The 16,154-nt window shown below is 29.1% G+C and carries 16 protein-coding genes; 6 read left to right on the plus strand and 10 right to left on the minus strand.

Annotated elements, in window-relative coordinates; all coding sequences use genetic code 11:
- The first annotated feature begins 4 nt into the window (after positions 1–4).
- On the plus strand, positions 5–1,552 hold the full coding sequence (locus tag BW723_RS07640; protein WP_068356573.1) for a glycine--tRNA ligase: 1,548 nt from the start codon (positions 5–7) through the stop codon (positions 1,550–1,552).
- Between the two features lie 172 nt (positions 1,553–1,724).
- Here the strand turns inward: BW723_RS07640 and BW723_RS07645 are convergent, their stop codons facing one another.
- Genes BW723_RS07645 through BW723_RS07665 form a run of 5 tightly spaced genes read right to left on the minus strand, consistent with a single transcriptional unit; the run spans position 1,725 to position 7,569 of the window.
- Positions 1,725–2,222: a DUF3575 domain-containing protein gene (locus BW723_RS07645; RefSeq protein WP_068356570.1), complete on the minus strand. Its 498-nt coding sequence runs from the start codon at positions 2,220–2,222 to the stop codon at positions 1,725–1,727.
- Positions 2,223–2,281: 59 nt separating this feature from the next.
- The gene (locus BW723_RS07650; RefSeq protein ID WP_068356567.1) at positions 2,282–2,818 is read right to left on the minus strand and encodes a DUF3575 domain-containing protein; all 537 of its coding nucleotides are present in this window, start codon (positions 2,816–2,818) and stop codon (positions 2,282–2,284) included.
- Positions 2,819–2,877: 59 nt separating this feature from the next.
- Positions 2,878–6,255 carry a hypothetical protein gene (locus BW723_RS07655; protein WP_068356565.1) on the minus strand — a complete coding sequence of 1,126 codons (3,378 nt, stop codon included), beginning with the start codon at positions 6,253–6,255 and terminating at the stop codon, positions 2,878–2,880.
- Between the two features lie 55 nt (positions 6,256–6,310).
- Positions 6,311–6,805, minus strand: a complete 495-nt coding sequence (locus tag BW723_RS07660; protein ID WP_068356562.1) for a methylated-DNA--[protein]-cysteine S-methyltransferase — start codon at positions 6,803–6,805, stop codon at positions 6,311–6,313.
- Entirely contained in the window at positions 6,805–7,569 is a 765-nt protein-coding gene (locus BW723_RS07665) for a TatD family hydrolase (RefSeq protein WP_068356559.1), read from the minus strand. Before BW723_RS07665 ends, BW723_RS07660 begins: the two co-directional genes overlap by 1 nt.
- A gap of 100 nt (positions 7,570–7,669) precedes the next feature.
- Here BW723_RS07665 and BW723_RS07670 point away from each other — a divergent pair, with 100 nt between their 5' ends.
- Positions 7,670–9,022 (plus strand): DEAD/DEAH box helicase, encoded by a 1,353-nt coding sequence (locus tag BW723_RS07670; RefSeq protein ID WP_068356555.1) that lies wholly within the window; start codon positions 7,670–7,672, stop codon positions 9,020–9,022.
- Positions 9,022–9,387 carry a Na(+)-translocating NADH-quinone reductase subunit F gene (locus BW723_RS07675; protein WP_068356553.1) on the plus strand — a complete coding sequence of 122 codons (366 nt, stop codon included), beginning with the start codon at positions 9,022–9,024 and terminating at the stop codon, positions 9,385–9,387. The genes BW723_RS07670 and BW723_RS07675 overlap by 1 nt, the downstream gene beginning before the upstream one ends.
- 8 nt (positions 9,388–9,395) lie before the next feature.
- On the opposite strand, the gene BW723_RS07680 is transcribed toward BW723_RS07675, so the two are convergent.
- Positions 9,396–9,992 carry a PepSY domain-containing protein gene (locus tag BW723_RS07680; protein WP_068356550.1) on the minus strand — a complete coding sequence of 199 codons (597 nt, stop codon included), beginning with the start codon at positions 9,990–9,992 and terminating at the stop codon, positions 9,396–9,398.
- A 171-nt stretch (positions 9,993–10,163) separates the two neighbouring features.
- On the minus strand, positions 10,164–11,015 hold the full coding sequence (locus BW723_RS07685) for an OmpA/MotB family protein (protein WP_226789172.1): 852 nt from the start codon (positions 11,013–11,015) through the stop codon (positions 10,164–10,166).
- Positions 11,016–11,129: 114 nt separating this feature from the next.
- Between BW723_RS07685 and BW723_RS07690 the strand changes: the two genes are divergently transcribed.
- The 3 genes from BW723_RS07690 (at position 11,130) to BW723_RS07700 (ending at position 13,991) form a co-directional block, all read left to right on the plus strand.
- Entirely contained in the window at positions 11,130–12,113 is a 984-nt protein-coding gene (locus BW723_RS07690; RefSeq protein WP_068356544.1) for an FAD:protein FMN transferase, read from the plus strand.
- Between the two features lie 42 nt (positions 12,114–12,155).
- The gene (locus BW723_RS07695) at positions 12,156–12,605 is read left to right on the plus strand and encodes a hypothetical protein (protein WP_068356541.1); all 450 of its coding nucleotides are present in this window, start codon (positions 12,156–12,158) and stop codon (positions 12,603–12,605) included.
- Positions 12,606–12,671: 66 nt separating this feature from the next.
- On the plus strand, positions 12,672–13,991 hold the full coding sequence (locus tag BW723_RS07700) for a hypothetical protein (RefSeq protein ID WP_068356538.1): 1,320 nt from the start codon (positions 12,672–12,674) through the stop codon (positions 13,989–13,991).
- A 3-nt stretch (positions 13,992–13,994) separates the two neighbouring features.
- Here BW723_RS07700 and BW723_RS07705 read toward each other — a convergent pair whose 3' ends face one another.
- From BW723_RS07705 to map, 3 genes are all read right to left on the minus strand, one after another.
- Positions 13,995–14,768 (minus strand): methyltransferase domain-containing protein, encoded by a 774-nt coding sequence (locus tag BW723_RS07705; protein ID WP_083139543.1) that lies wholly within the window; start codon positions 14,766–14,768, stop codon positions 13,995–13,997.
- 14 nt (positions 14,769–14,782) lie between these two features.
- Complete coding sequence (locus tag BW723_RS07710) at positions 14,783–15,145, minus strand: GxxExxY protein (RefSeq protein WP_068356535.1); 363 nt, start codon at positions 15,143–15,145, stop codon at positions 14,783–14,785.
- Positions 15,146–15,212: 67 nt separating this feature from the next.
- Positions 15,213–16,016 carry a type I methionyl aminopeptidase gene (gene map / locus BW723_RS07715; protein WP_068356532.1) on the minus strand — a complete coding sequence of 268 codons (804 nt, stop codon included), beginning with the start codon at positions 16,014–16,016 and terminating at the stop codon, positions 15,213–15,215.
- Positions 16,017–16,154: the final 138 nt, after the last annotated feature.

The raw sequence follows: 16,154 nt of genomic DNA on the forward strand, positions 1-16,154 counted from the left end.
CATTATGGCAAAACAAGAAGATCAATTTAAAAAAGTTTTATCGCACGCAAAAGAGTATGGTTATGTATTTCAGTCTTCTGAAATTTATGATGGATTAAGTGCGGTTTACGATTATGCTCAAAATGGAGTTGAGTTAAAGAAAAATATTAGAGATTATTGGTGGAAAGCAATGGTGCAAATGCACGAAAATATTGTGGGTATTGATGCTGCAATTTTAATGCACCCAACTACATGGAAAGCTTCTGGTCACGTCGATGCTTTTAACGATCCGTTAATAGATAATAAAGATTCTAAAAAACGCTACAGAGCAGATGTTTTAGTAGAAGATTTTAGAGAAAAAATAAATCAGAAAATACAAAAAGACATAACCAAAGCAAAAAAACGTTTTGGAGATGATTTTAATGAAGATGAGTTTAGAGCTACGAATCAGAATGTAGTTCGTCGTCAAAAACAAATTGATGAAATTTCTGCAGAATTAACTCGGGTACAAGAAGAAAGCGATTTAGAAGGGTTTAGAAATTTAATTTTAGATTTAGGTATTGTTTGCCCTGTTTCTGGTTCTAAAAACTGGACAGAGGTAAAGCAATTTAACTTAATGTTTGGAACAAAAATTGGTGCTTCTGCAGAAAATTCTACGCAAGTTTATTTAAGACCAGAAACAGCACAAGGTATTTTTGTAAACTTTTTAAACGTTCAGAAAACTGGACGTATGAAAATTCCTTTTGGTATTGCACAAACAGGTAAAGCCTTTAGAAATGAGATTGTTGCAAGGCAGTTTATTTTTAGAATGCGTGAGTTTGAACAAATGGAAATGCAATTTTTTGTAAAACCAGGTACGCAAAAAGAATGGTACGAAAACTGGAAACAAACACGTTTAAAATGGCATTTAAGTTTAGGAATGGGCCAAGAAAATTATCGTTTTCATGACCACGATAAATTAGCACATTATGCAGATGCAGCAGCAGATATTGAGTTTAATTTCCCTTTCGGATTTAAAGAATTAGAAGGTATACACTCAAGAACTGACTTCGATTTAAAAGCACATGAAGAGTATTCTGGAAAGAAATTACAATATTTCGATCATACAGAAAACAAAAGTTATGTACCCTATGTTGTAGAAACTTCTATTGGTTTAGATAGAATGTTTTTAGCGGTTTTCTCTAACTCTTTACAAGAAGAAGCGTTAGAAAACGGAACAACAAGAACGGTTTTAAAATTACCAGCAGTTCTAGCGCCATTTAAAGCAGCAGTTTTACCATTGGTTAAAAAAGACGGTTTACCTGAAGTTGCTAAGCAAATTATGGAAGATTTAAAATGGGACTTTAATGTTTTTTATGATGAAAAAGATGCAGTTGGTAAACGTTATAGAAGACAAGATGCAGCAGGAACCCCTTTTTGTATTACTGTAGATCACGATTCTTTAGAAGACAATTCTGTTACCATAAGACATAGAGATACTATGGAGCAGAAAAGAGTTAAAATTTCGGATTTAAAAGAGATTATAAAAGCTGAGGTTGATGTAAAAACTTGGCTTAAAAAGATGGAAGCATAGCTTCTAAATTAAATATTTTTTAAAAAGAAATCCTCATCAATTTTTATTTTGATGAGGATTTTTATTTTTTTACTAACTACTAACTACTAACTACTAACTACTAACTACTAACTACTAACTACTAACTACTAACTACTAACTACTAACTACTAACTACTAACTGCTAACTGAATTAAAACCTCCAACCAATATTTAATCCAACTCTTGGCACAATTACAGGTGATTCAGATCCAAATAGATTACGCCCTAAACCTCCATATAAATCAACAACAAACCCTCCGTTTGAAATGTACTTTGTACCTACTGCAATACCTAAAGCGCCATCAGTATATTCAATATCATAAATATCAGAGTCTTTTATAGATTCTTTTTTACCTGAATTAATTCCGAAGAAACCTTCACCAAAAAAGTTCCAATTATAATCAGTTGTAAAGTAATGACGATAATAAGGAGTAATCATCATATTCTCATTATATCTAAAATCTACTTCTTGTTTTTCTAGATTAAATTGTACAGAAATACCAAAAGAAGATTCTTCATTGATATAGTTTTCATAAGAAAAATCTAAGTTTTTTATAATTAATGCATCAGCAATATCTAATTTAAACTCTCTTTGAGAAAAAGTGATTGTGCTTACGAAAAGGGTAAATATTAAAAGTGATTTTTTCATAACTTGTATTTAAGTTTTTAACGATTGAATTATTAAACTTATTTTATATAATTATTGTTTTAAAATCTATATCCTACAGAAATACCAACTCTACCAATAGCATCATCATAACTATTTTCTGATAAATTTCGACCAACTCCTAAAAATAATTCTGTAGTAAATCCTTTTTTAGAAACAAATTTACCACCAACAGAAATTCCTAAACCAAACCCTGTTTCGTTACCAGAATTGGGTTCATAACCATAATAATAATCGTAATAATAATATTCTTTAGCAGAATAGAGCATACCAAAGCCTTCTACAAAAAAGCCTCTAGCAAATTTACCCGAAAAATAACGTCTATAATAAGGTGTTAAAGCATATTTTAAATCAGTTTCATAGTCATCTGTACTTAAGGTTACAGCAACTCCGTAAGAAGATTCTTCATCAATCAAGCGTTCGTAAGAAACATCAATCCATTTTGCTGCTATTAATGTTAAAGCATTGATTTTAATTTCTGTTTTTTTGTCAATGTCTTGAGGGTATTTTTTTTCTTTTTCTTGAGCAATTGCAAATGTAGTTACACATACTAAAATAATAAATGTAATTTTTTTCATGGGTTGATTTTTTTATATTTTTTAAGTAAGCTAAAATATCAAAAAGCATACCATTATTATTAAAAAGTAGCTCTTAATTGTACACTACCAGTATGTATGGTTTTCGAGTTTTCGCTTTTTCTGCCTAAATAATTCAGATTAAGATTTAAAAAGGAATTTAATTTTCGGTTAAATAATAAGCTCCAAGTATAATTTTTACCAGCTTGCAAACCTTCTAACATTTGGTAGGCAACAGGTGTGTTTGCATCGCCTGTAAAATCATTTAAAAAGACATTTATATTTGCAGATATTTGATTCTTTTTTTTGCTGATGTAAAAATATTCTACACCAAATTTTTGTTGATGTAAAGTTTCGAAATCTTCTAATTTATTTTGCTTGTTTTTAAAGTGATAAAAAGCAGAAAAGCGATTGTTTTCATTGTATAGAAAGCTAATTTTTGGCTGAATTTCATTAGCATCAATTTCGTAGTTTCTGTTTGTAAAGTTTTCAGTTTCTAGAGTGTTTAATGATGTTTTTACCATTAAATCTATCAACCAAAAATCAGCAAATTTATGAGCATAATCTAATTGATGTAAGTTGATGTTATTTTCTTGATTACCAATAAAATATTGCTGCTTTAGTTTTGAGTTTCCGTAAGTGAAAGTTATACTGTGTTTTTGCAAATCTTTATTGTAAAACAAGCTATTTCTGATGTTTAAATTTAAGCCAATTAAAGAGTTTTCATTAAAATCAAATGGATTTAATTGAAATGAATTTGCAGTTCTTTCTTGTTCGTTTTCTACGGATAAATAACTCAGATTGTAAAAGTGAGAAATCAACTTTTTAATACCTGTTTTGGTTGCCCAATTTCTTGGGTTTAACGTAATAGATTGATTCCATTTTGCACGTTGAGTAGCAATAAAACTTAAATTTGGTTTTGGCAAACGCAAGTAATTTGCCTGATCTTGAAATTGTGCAATTTCGAACTCATTAAAATCTTTAATTCCGTCGTTGTTATAATCAATCCAAGTATAAAAACCCAAACCAGGTTCAGTTTGTACATAAATATAATCTTGCCTCGCAACATTACCTGAAGAAGTTTCGTAAACAGTACTTAAATTTATAAAATTTTGAAACAATTTTTGTGTAAAAACTACTCTTGAGTTTAGTGCTTTTTCATCGTCAGAAAAATTATTTTCTGTAATTCTATAATTGGCATAAACACTTAAATTGGTGTTTTTATTTTTGATAAGTTTACTATCAATATAAATTGTTTTTCGATTATTAATTTCTGTAAACTGATTCGATTTTATACTGTCGTTATTTCTATAATTATAACCAATTTTTGCAAATATTTTAGTGGTATCTCCAACACCAAAATAACCTTCATATTCTTTAAAACGATGACTAGTATTTATAAATTGATTGCTAGTTACGTCTTTTCTAGAATTGGTTTCAAAATTGATAAAAGTACCCAACCAAGATTTTTTAAGAGAATGTTCTGCTTTGGCTTGGGCTCTAAAAAAAGAATTATCTTCTAAATTAGATGTGTTTGATAAATAACTACCATCAACAAAAAAACTAGTTTTACTGGCTTTAATTTTCGACTTTAATTCGTGTTTAGTTCCTTTAAAGCCATTGTTATACGTCAAGTTGTTAAATTGATAAGTGAGGTAATCTTCTTTTTTGTTGGTTAAATTTAAAGCCGATTGAAAATAATTTTTAGTAGCATTATTGCTTAAAATGTTCCAGTCTCTGTTAAATTCTACAGGTTCATAACCTTGCTCAGAATAGAAGTTTTCTTGCGCATATTCGTGACTGATTTTACTCGTTAATTTCCAGCTTTTATCAATTAAAATTTGCTCCCAATTAATTTTTGCAGCAGCTGCAATATTTTGATTATCATCTATACTAGAAAACAAATTGGCATCTCTATTACTAATAGCAATTTCAGTCTCTAAAGCGGTTTTTTTAGTTGTATTTAAAGCAGATTTTACAATAAGTAATTGTGATTTTGTAGGGGCAACCAACTTTGTAATTGGGCTATAATCGCCTAAATTTGTACCAGCAAAACTAAAAATACTTCCTGTTGCTATAGTATCATCTAAAACATAATCGCCATTATTAGCACCAACATTTGTAAAAGTTACAGTGTATAATTCATCATTTTCGTTGGTAGAATATTCAAAATATTCTTGAGTGCCATTGGTTACTTTTTTGTAGAGAATTTTATTTTCATCAAACACATCTAAAAAAGCACTTTCAGAAAACATTACAGCTTCATTATTACCAGCATTGGCTAAAATTTCTTTTTGTTGGGTAGATAAACTCTGTTGTAAAGGTTGATTTTTTGCATCATTTTCTGAATAGAAATAACCAGCAATACTAAATTTTTCTCCTTCATATTCTGCTTTATCATAAGTAATAAAACGTGTGTAATTTCTTTCTGCATACTGAAAATCAATCCAAATACGCATATCATTTGTAATAGGATATGTAGTGTTAAACGTAATTTCGCCTAAATTATAATTGATGGTATAATCTTCATTTTCGCCTCTTTTAATTAAAGAACCATTTACGTAAACTTGTTCAGAACCTTCAATCATTAAAATTACAGATTCGTTATTTGCACCATAAATTTTATAAGGCCCTTGATTGCCTTCTACTCCTGTAAAATTAAAAGTATTGAATTTACCTCTTACAACTGCACCAGAAGCAGCTACTTTTAAATTCTCATTTACATTAGCTTCAACTTCTAAACCAGAAACTTGTTTTGCAAACGGAAAGAAGAAGGTTTCTGTATTTTTAAGTGATAAATCTCCAGCTCTAACTCGCCAATTATCAGTAAACATTTCTATAAAAATACGATCAAAATCGGTTAAGTTTTGCGAAACCCCATTGTTCTGAACAGGAATGTTGGTATCAAAAATATTAGCTCTTAAAGTGACGTCTTTAGATAGTTTTCCTGATATTTCTAAATCGAGAGCAGAATTTGTTACCGCATTTTGATTGTTACCAGAAGTTAAGCCTCTTGTAATAAATCCTCTGGTTTTTAAACCATCAAAAAGTTTAACATCAGATTTTTTTTTGTTGGTCGTTAAGCTATATAATTTACCTTGATTTGTGTTGTTTTGTAAGATGAGTTTTTCATCAAAAGGAGTATAAATTTTAGTCACAAAATCGGGTAACCTAAAATATTCAACGGTAATTTTTTTGAATTTTTTAGAGTCGATAATTAAGATTGCTTTGCTAAAATTGATGCTGTAATTAGAAGCTGAAATCAATTTTGTTTTGGCATCGAAAATTTTAAATTCCTGTGGATTTAAAGCAACAGAATCTAATTGAATGGTGTCTTTTTTTAGCTCAATAATTTTTTTTCTATAATCTGTAGATTTAGTTTGACTCTGAATGGCTAATCCAAAGAAAAGTAATACAATAAAGAATATTTTTTTAAACATAGAAACTATAAGAAGCTAACGTAAAAATATGTTTTTATGTTTTAAGAAAATAAAATTAAAAAAGAGATTGTTGTTTTACAGGATTTTCGTGAGCCAACAACCATTTTTTACGCCAAATTCCGTCTGCGTAACCAGTTAAAGAACCATCAGAACCAATTACTCTATGACAAGGAATTACTATCCAAAGTGGGTTTTTACCATTAGCAGTAGCAACAGCTCTTATGGCTTTTACATCGCCTAAAAATTTACTTTGTTGTAAATAGGTTCTTGTTTTTCCATAAGGAATATCTAATAAAGCTTTCCAAACTTTTTTCTGAAAAGGAGTTCCTTTAGGATTTACTGTTAAGTTAAAACTGGCTCTTTCTCCTTTAAAATATTCTTCTAGTTGTGTAACACAATCTTGCAAAACCTCAGGAATTTCTGTTTTTAAAAGCTCTACAGAAATAGAATTATCATCTAAAACTTTAATAGATTGAATTCCATTTTCATCACCAATAATTTCAGCAATACCAATAGGTGTTTTGTAGTATGTGGTTTGTTTTTCTTGCATTAAATTCCAAAAACGTCTTTAGAATTTTGAGTTGTAATTTCTGCAATTTCTTGGTAAGAAATTCCGTAAATATCTACCAATTTATCAACAACATTGGTTAGGTAAGCAGACTCATTTCTTTTTCCTCTAAATGGAGTAGGAGCCAAATAAGGTGCGTCTGTTTCTAAAACAATGTGTTTAATATCAATTTGGTTTAAAAACTTATCAATTTTACCATTTTTAAAAGTTGCAACACCACCAATTCCTAATTTCATATTGTAAGAAATGGCTTGTTGAGCTTGCTCTAATGTGCCAGTAAAACAATGAAAAATTCCTCTTAAATCATCACTTTTTTCTGATTCTAGCACTTCAAAAACTTCATCAAAAGCATTTCTACAATGTATATTTATAGGCATTTTCTTTTCTTTTGCCCACTGAATTTGCGTTCTAAAAGCCTCTTGTTGCTGTGTTAAAAAAGTTTTATCCCAATACAAATCCATACCAATTTCGCCAATGGCATAGAATTGTTTTTGATCGATCCATTTTTTTACGTGTGCTAATTCTTCTTTGTAGTTTTCTTTTACAGATGTTGGGTGCAAACCCATCATTAAAAAAACAGAATCCGGATTTTCTTTTTCTAAAGTTAGCATTTTGTCTGTATAATTAGAATCTATTGCAGGAATAAAAAAACGAGTAACACCAGCGTCTTTTGCACGTTGAATCATTGCTTTTCTGTCTTCGTTAAATTGCTCTGAATATAAATGGGTATGCGTATCTGTAATCATTATTTAGGTCGATTTTCATCAACAAAATTAAGAATATTCAAGCGTATAAAATCAAAAGATGTCATCTTTATAATCTGTATCTTTGCAGAAAATATACAAAATGACTTTCCAAGATTTAGACTTATCAAATCAGTTACAATATGCTATTGACGATTTGGGTTTTACAACCCCAACTCCAATTCAAGAGCAAGCATTTTCTGTAGTAAGATCTGGTAAAGATGTTGTAGGAATTGCGCAAACCGGTACAGGAAAAACCTTTGCGTATATGATGCCAATTTTACGCGATTTAAAATTTTCGAAACAACTGCACCCAAGAGTTTTGGTTTTAGTACCCACTCGTGAATTGGTTTTGCAGGTTGTAGATGAGATAGAAAAACTATCAAAATATATTAATACAAGGGTTTTAGGTGTTTATGGAGGTGCAAATATCAATACTCAAAAACAAGCCATTTTGCAAGGGCAAGATATTATTGTTGCAACACCTGGACGTTTATATGATTTAGGTTTAAGTAACGCTTTGAAACTAAAATCGATTCAGAAATTGGTTATAGACGAAGTTGATGTTATGTTAGATTTAGGTTTTCGTTTTCAGTTGATGAATATTTTTGACATTTTACCAGAAAGAAGACAAAACGTACTGTTTTCTGCAACAATGACTGAAGATGTTGATGCATTAATTTATGATTTTTTTAAAAATCCGCAGAAAATATCTATTGCAGTTAGTGGAACTCCATTAGATAATATAAAGCAGGTTTCTTATAATATTCCTAACTTTTTTACAAAAGTAAACCTGTTAAATCATCTTTTAAGTGATAAACAAACTTATCATAAAGTTTTAATTTTTGTTGGTTTTAAAAGAACTGCAGATTATTTATTTAAACATTTAGAAGAAGTTTTTGGTAGCGAAACCTGTGTAATACATTCTAATAAAACACAGAATTATAGAATACGTTCTATTCGTCAGTTTGATGAAGGTAACAACCGAATTTTAGTAGCTACAGATGTTATGGCTCGTGGTTTAGATTTTGATAATGTGAGTCACGTTATTAATTTTGATACGCCAGATTTCCCTGAAAACTATATGCATAGAATTGGTAGAACTGGTAGAGCAGAAAAAGCGGGTAAAACCATTCTACTATCCACAGAAAAAGAGCAAAAACCAAAAGAAGAAATAGAAACTTTAATGGATTATAAAATCCCTGTTTTAGAAATTCCAGAAGAAGTTGAAATCTCTAAGCTATTAACAGAAGATGAACGCCCAAGAGAAGATAGAGAACAATCTAAAAACAGAACAGGACAAGAATATGTGCCTGGGCCAGCTTTTCACGAAAAGAGCGAAAAGAACAGCAAAGTAAATTTAGGAGGTTCTTATAGAAGAGAAATTGCAAAGAAATATAAGAAGCCTAAAACAAGAGGTGATAAAAATTATAATAGACGAAATAAGAAGAAATAATGCAGATTTTAACAGCACAAGAATTGCATAATTTGGCGATGAATATTGTAGGTGAAAAGCTTACGAAAATGGGGTATGAGTTTCAAGCAATTAATAGTCAATTAAAAAGACATCCTCAGTTTGTGTTATTTAAAAAAGGTGAACCAACTATTTTTGTTTTAGTAAAAGCTACTGATAACTTACAGAACCCAAATGAATACGATACCTTTTGGATGGAAACTTTTATAAATCATGCAAAAAAACAAAATGCAAAAGTTTGGTTTGCAGGTGTAGGAATTGCAAATGCAGAAAGTGTTGAAAGTCCTGTTTTTAAAGACCAACCTTACTATGTTGCTTTTGAAGATTTTTTAAAGGTTTTGGAATAGATTATTATTCATTTGTAGTTACTCAATACTTTTAATGGTTGTTTTTTTCGCATTCGTTTAGGTCCATACCAAAGCCAAAAACCGGTAATCGTAAAACTTATTAGCGCAAAACCCATTATAGACGTATATATTAGTTTTATTTGTCCATCTGACGTTTCAAAGTACTTGTCAAGTATAGATCCATCGTGTATGTTTTCAATAAAATCAGATCTTCTTTGCCCAATATGTAATAATTTTCCTGTTGCACCATCAAGTTGAATACTCCAATAATGGTCTTCAAAAACGAATTTTACCATACCTTTATTTTTTCTGATATCTATTCGATCTATTTTTGATGAGAGTTTAGGAGATACTGAATCGTGTAAAATTTTACAAGCGTTTTTATGTAAACTATCTATTGGTAACCAGTTTTTAAGATTGGTTGATGTGCCTGTATAAGATTTAGATAAAATAAGTCCATTGCTGTGTTTTTTCCAACCTAATAAAAGTCCAGAAACTGATATGAAAAAGAAAAACAGGAATAGAAAAGCCCCTGTTTTTCTGTGAATTTTTCTAAATATTCGTAGTAATTTAGCTTGCTTTTGTCTTTTGTTTTTAATGCTCATAGTAATTATTACAGATATAAATCAGTAGTTGTTTAACAATAATATACTATACGTCTATTTTTTTATGCAAATTAAAAGTTAAAAGAATCTAAATATTTTAAGATTTAACTTTTACAAACAAAAAAACCAACTCTTTCAAGTTGGTTTTAAATATCATTTTAAAGAATAAAATTACTCTGCATCTTGCTCTAACAATTCAAAAAATTGATTTAATTTAGGCATAATAATAATTTTTGTTCTTCTGTTTTTTGCTTTGTTTTCTTTAGAGTCATTTTCTACTAAAGGAATGTACTGACTTCTACCAGCTGCAATTAACCTTTGTGGTTGTACTCCGTATTTATATTGTAAAATACGTGTAATAGAAGTTGCTCTTAAAGCAGATAAATCCCAGTTATCTTGAATAATGTTTCTCTTAATTGGTGTAGAATCTGTATGACCTTCAATCATTACTTCCATTTCTGGCTGTCCTTTAATAACTTTAGCAATTTTCTCTAAAACTGTATAAGCCTTGTCAGTTACATTATAACTACCACTTTTAAATAAAAGCTTATCAGATATAGAAATAAATACTACTGTTTTTTCAACATTTACAGTAATATCTTCATCTTGTATACCATCTGTTAAATTTTTAGTTAAGTGAAATTTAATAGCAAGATTTAAAGAATCTTTTTGCGTCATTGCTCTTCTAATACCGTTAATGTATTTGTCTTTTTCGCTTAATTGAGCAATTACTTGGTTTATACCATCAGAAGATGATTTAGATAATACTGTTAAGTTTTCAACTTGTTTTAAAGCGTTTTTTTTGTCTTCCTTTAAAGAAGATACTTGTTCTGTAAGCGAAGATACTTGCGTGTTTTGCTTTTCTTGATCTATCAAACATTTTTGTAAAGTTGTTTCAACTTTTAACAATTCATCTTTAGTTTTTGCGTGAGTAGATTCTAATTGCGCATACTGTTTTTTCGATACACAAGAACTTACTAAGATTACAGACAATATTAATAATGCTGTTATTTTTTTCATCATTTAAAAAATTAAATTCAACTACAAATTTAACAAAAACGGTAGATAATTAGTAGAATAAATACGATTTTGTGAAAATTTTATATACTATTTTTGCAAATAAGAATAAACAGATTTATGAAAGTTGTACAAAGGGTATTATTTTTTTTAGCTTTATTACTTTTTACTGCTTGTAAAAAAGAGATTAAAAAACAAGATTATGTTTTAAAAGGAGGCGTATTTGGTACCACTTATAAAATTACTTATTTAAATGCATCTAAAAATTATCAAAAATCTTTAGATAGTTTGTTTTTAATAATTAATAATTCTGTATCAACTTATATTCCGACTTCAGATATATCCAAAGTAAATAAAGGCGAAGAGAATATTATTATTGATGATATTTTTGCTGAGGTATTTAAAAAATCTAAAAAAATTCATAAAGAAACTAACGGTTTTTTTGATCCAACAGTGGGTAATTTGGTAAATGCTTATGGTTTTGGACCTAAAAAAGAAAAGGTAAATCTAACAAATCAAGAAATAGATAGTAGTATGCAGTTTGTTGGTTTAGATAAGGTTGTTTTAAAAAATGGTGCAATAGTAAAAGAAAATCCGCAGGTATATTTAGATTTTAATTCTATTGCTAAAGGTTTTGGAATAGATATTGTATCTCGTTTCTTTGATGCTAAGCAAATAAATAGTTACCTTATAGAAATTGGTGGAGAAATAAGAGCAAAAGGATTAAAAAATAACAGTGAGCCTTGGGTTATTAAATTGGTAAACCCTGTAAAAGCAGATGATAATGATGGCTTTAAAGTGATAAATCTTTCTGATAAATCTATGGCAACTTCTGGTAATTATAGAAAGTTTAGAATTACAGAAGATGGAAAAAAATATGTACATACTATAAATCCTAAAACAGGTCTAGCTACAGAAAGTAATTTATTAAGTGCTTCTGTAATTGCAGCATCAGATTGTGCAGATGTAGATGCTTATGCAACTGCTTTTATGGCTATGGGCTTAGAAAAGACAAAAGAATTCTTAGAGAAACATCCTGAAATTAAAGTCATTTTAATTTATGCAGATACAGATGGTTCTTTACTAGAATTTTCAACATACTAAATTATAATCCAAGTCGTTAATTATTTAAATCGTTAACTTTTTATGCGTTCAAAAAAAATAAACTTTAAACAACTATTATTCATTTTAATTATTTGTGTTTGCGGTACACTGCAAATAAATGCTCAATCAAACAAAAAAATAGCTTACTCATATATTAGAAAGGCAAATGCAGCCATAGAAAAAAGTATAGATTATGCAGAAGCGCTAATCAATTTTAACAAAGCTATGGAGTATATGGATGTTATTACAGATAAAAATGTAGCAAGCTTAGGTGCAAGATCTTATTACGAAATTCATCATACACAGAGAACCATTCAAAGACAAATTAAATTTTTAGAAATATCTAATAAATACTCTCAACAGTATTTTGCACTTGCAAAAAATAAACATTCTAATGATTATGAAGATAACTTAGAATTGTATACTCACGCAAAAAGTGATCTTAAAAAGTTAAGATATGCCCTTAGAAGAAAGAGTATGGGTAAGTTTTAAGGACTGAATATCAGCTTTTTTTATTAAATTGCATATATTGCAAAAAAATAGAAAAAGCGTTTATTTATGAAAAAGATTGTTATTGTTGTATGTTTATTAGCATTTGGTGTAACTGAAGCACAAACGAATAAAGATATTGCAAATGTGTACATTAGAAAAGCAAACGAAGTTTTAACAGAAAGTATTGATTTTGAAACAGCACTTACCATGTTTCAAAAAGCAATGAAATATACAGACACTATTTCAGATAAAAAAATAGCATCTTTAGGTGCATCTGTATATTTTGAAACCTATCACAAACAACCTACTTTAAAAGAACAATTAGCATTTTTAGAAAAAGCAAAATATTATTCTAAACAGTATTTTGATTTAAACAATGGTAAAAATAAAAACTCAGAAGATTTTATAAATAACTCAGATAATTATGTTTTTATACTAGAGAATATAGATAGTATAAATGCCAAATTAGAAAAAATAGAAGCAGACCGTATTAAAAAAGAGAAAGAATTACGAAGAATAGACTCTTTAAAAACGGTTTGGGTAAACAAGTCTAATGAATTGTCTTTTAAGGCTGATAGTATATACAAGTTCAATAAAAACAATGTAGCTTTATATACAAATGATGGTTATTTTGGTTTGTTAAATGATAAAGGAGAAGTGCTTCTAAAAGCTAATGAGTATGAAGATGCTATTTCTTTTGATGGTTTTGTAATATTTAAAAATAAAGCCATTAATCCTACAAAATTATTTAGTTATAATACTAATAATCATGTTAGTTTTCAATTGCCTAGTATTTCTGATTTTAATACACTTTCTACACACTATGGTAAAGTGATGTTGCCAAGAGGAAATGGTAGATTAGTTACTTACCCAAACAATACACATAGCGCTTTTGTATACGATCTTAACGTTAAAAAAATGATTAAGGTTGCAAACCTAGAAAACCTTTTAAAAAGATTAGAAAAGTTTGAAGCTATTAGAAAATACAATAAAGACGAACAGGTTAAAATTGATAAAGAATGGTATAATTTTGGAGGTCATTTAGGCGGCGGAATTCATCCATTATATGGCATAGAAGATTATAATTTAAAAGGTTTTTTATGTTCTATAGATGGTAAGTTTATAAATGCAAGTTCAGGTTATCAATATATAGGTGGTTTTCATAATAATAAATATCAAGCGTATAAAGGCACAGAAGTTTTATGGGTTAACCAAAATGGAACAAAAGTAAGTACTGCCAAAGACGAAGGAGGAAAATATACTGGAAATTCTGTAGTAAGCAAATTAGAAAACGGTAAGTATCAAATTACTAAAGACGGCATAATTGTTCTAGGAAAAGAGAGCTTAGAAAAAATGGTCGATTTTTTAAGAAGTTTTACTGAATAATAATTAATCTAATTTATAGCAAACAGGTAATATTTCTCCTTTCATTAAACAAAATTGGGTTACCTTTTCTGCGGATATTTTTTGGGTATAATCAATTTCATCAACCTTAAAACCTACAGAACGTAATCTATCAAAATAATCTTTTCCGTAAACTCTTACGTGATCATATTGGCCAAAAATTTTAGCGCGTTCTTTTTTGTCGGTAATAGAATCATCTTCAAAAGTTGTGGCTCTAGATAAATCTTGCGGAATTTGAAAAATTCCAAATCCGCCTTTTTTTAAGACTCTAAACAATTCTTGCATTGCTTTTTTATCATCTGGTATGTGCTCTAAAACATGATTGCAAAAAACAACATCAAATTCATTGTCTTTAAAAGGTAAATCGCAAATATCTGCTTTAACATCTGCAATAGGGCTTTCTAAATCAGAAGTAATATAATCTAGGTTTTTCTGTTTTCTAAACAAATCTAAAAAACATTGTTCTGGAGCAATATGTAAGATTTTTAATTTTTTGGTTGATGTAAAAAAGTTGGTTTCTTCCTTCAAAAACAACCACATTAATCGATGTCTTTCTAATGATAAAGTTGATGGAGAAAGTGCATTTTCTCGCTGTTTACCATAACCATATGGTAAAAATTTACGAAACGATTTACCATCTATAGGATCTGTAAATTTATCTCCTTTTAAAGAAAGTGCAATTATTGGCCTAACCCAATAGCTAACTTTTATTAGCCAAGGTCTTGGAATTGTATTTAGGATTTTTTTGAATATAGACACGAATTACACAAATTTTACAAAAGAATACTTTTGTAGGTTAAACTATCTTCTCCGAAATTAACTAGTAATCCTAATTTTATTTTAGAAGCTGCTAAATAATTTAGAGTTTGTTTTATAAGACTTTTGGTAAGAGATACAATTGCTTTGATTTCTAGAATTATTTTATCATTAATAATAAAATCAGCAACATAAAAATGAGGTAATAAAGTAATATTAAATTTTACTTCTCTTTTAAACTTTATGTTTTGATTTTTAAGTTCAATTTCTAAAGCATCACCATAAACAATTTCTGAAAACCCTTTGCCTAGTTCTTTATGAACTTCCATACAAGCACCAATTATATTATAAGATTCTTGCTTGTAAATTAAAGTATTCATTTTGTTTTTGTGAAATTAGAGAAATTAGTGTCTAAATAAATCTCTGTTAGTCTCTGTGAAATAAAGACTATTGACGAAACTCATCCTCCTCATCAGTAACAATTCCTAAAGCTTCATTTATATATTTAAAAGTAGAAAGTAGTTCTGGTTTTCCGTTTACAATAGCAACATCGTGTTCAAAATGAGCAGAAGGTTTGTTATCTAAAGTTGTAATTGTCCAACCATCAGAATGCTGTCTTATTTTGTGAGTTCCCATATTTGTCATAGGTTCAATGGCTACAACCATACCTTCTACAAATTTTTTTCCTCTTCCTCTTCTACCATAATTTGGCATCTCTGGGTCTTCGTGCATTTTTCTACCTAAGCCATGGCCAACCAATTCTCTAACTACTCCATAACCGTGTTTCTCAGTAAAATTCTGTATAGCATAACCAACATCTCCAACTCTTTTGCCAACTTTAAATTCTCTAATACCAACGTATAAACTCTCTTTGGTAACTTCTAATAATTTTTTAGTTTCAGCATCAATTTCGCCAACAGCAAAAGTAAATGCATGGTCACCATAAAAACCATTTTTTAAAGCACCACAATCTATAGAGATAATATCGCCTTCTTTTAAAGGTTCGTTCGTTGGAAAACCGTGTACAACTTGAGAATTAGGACTCATACAAAGTGTATTCGGAAAATCGTAAAGACCTAAAAAACCAGGAATTGCACCTTGTTCTCTAATAAAATCTTCTGCAAGTTTATCTAAATATAAAGTAGTTACGCCAGGTTTTACTTCTTTGGCTAACATTCCTAAAGTTTTAGAAACTATTAATGCACTTTCGCGCATAATTTCTATTTCTTCTCTGGTTTTAATATGAATCATTCTATAAAAATTGAATTGCAAAGTTACTACAATTATTGATAATTATATGCTGATGTAACCCAAGTAAAAAAGCAATTTATTCTTAAAAAACAAAACACGAATTTCGAAGATTTTTGTTGATCTATGAAATTCGTGTTA

The organism is Polaribacter reichenbachii (genome assembly GCF_001975665.1).
Taxonomy (GTDB): Bacteria; Bacteroidota; Bacteroidia; order Flavobacteriales; family Flavobacteriaceae; genus Polaribacter; species Polaribacter reichenbachii.

Excerpts from the sequence above, each read along its gene's own strand:
- BW723_RS07710 (WP_068356535.1), bottom strand. The coding sequence starts at position 15,145 with ATGAATACTTTAATTTACAAGCAAGAATCTTATAATATAATTGGTGCT.
- BW723_RS07680 (WP_068356550.1), bottom strand. The coding sequence starts at position 9,992 with ATGAGCATTAAAAACAAAAGACAAAAGCAAGCTAAATTACTACGAATA.
- BW723_RS07685 (WP_226789172.1), bottom strand. The coding sequence starts at position 11,015 with ATGATGAAAAAAATAACAGCATTATTAATATTGTCTGTAATCTTAGTA.
- BW723_RS07660 (WP_068356562.1), bottom strand. The coding sequence starts at position 6,805 with ATGCAAGAAAAACAAACCACATACTACAAAACACCTATTGGTATTGCT.
- BW723_RS07695 (WP_068356541.1), top strand. The coding sequence starts at position 12,156 with ATGCGTTCAAAAAAAATAAACTTTAAACAACTATTATTCATTTTAATT.
- BW723_RS07655 (WP_068356565.1), bottom strand. The coding sequence starts at position 6,255 with ATGTTTAAAAAAATATTCTTTATTGTATTACTTTTCTTTGGATTAGCC.
- BW723_RS07675 (WP_068356553.1), top strand. The coding sequence starts at position 9,022 with ATGCAGATTTTAACAGCACAAGAATTGCATAATTTGGCGATGAATATT.
- BW723_RS07700 (WP_068356538.1), top strand. The coding sequence starts at position 12,672 with ATGAAAAAGATTGTTATTGTTGTATGTTTATTAGCATTTGGTGTAACT.
- BW723_RS07690 (WP_068356544.1), top strand. The coding sequence starts at position 11,130 with ATGAAAGTTGTACAAAGGGTATTATTTTTTTTAGCTTTATTACTTTTT.
- BW723_RS07665 (WP_068356559.1), bottom strand. The coding sequence starts at position 7,569 with ATGATTACAGATACGCATACCCATTTATATTCAGAGCAATTTAACGAA.
- BW723_RS07640 (WP_068356573.1), top strand. The coding sequence starts at position 5 with ATGGCAAAACAAGAAGATCAATTTAAAAAAGTTTTATCGCACGCAAAA.
- map (WP_068356532.1), bottom strand. The coding sequence starts at position 16,016 with ATGATTCATATTAAAACCAGAGAAGAAATAGAAATTATGCGCGAAAGT.
- BW723_RS07670 (WP_068356555.1), top strand. The coding sequence starts at position 7,670 with ATGACTTTCCAAGATTTAGACTTATCAAATCAGTTACAATATGCTATT.
- BW723_RS07650 (WP_068356567.1), bottom strand. The coding sequence starts at position 2,818 with ATGAAAAAAATTACATTTATTATTTTAGTATGTGTAACTACATTTGCA.
- BW723_RS07645 (WP_068356570.1), bottom strand. The coding sequence starts at position 2,222 with ATGAAAAAATCACTTTTAATATTTACCCTTTTCGTAAGCACAATCACT.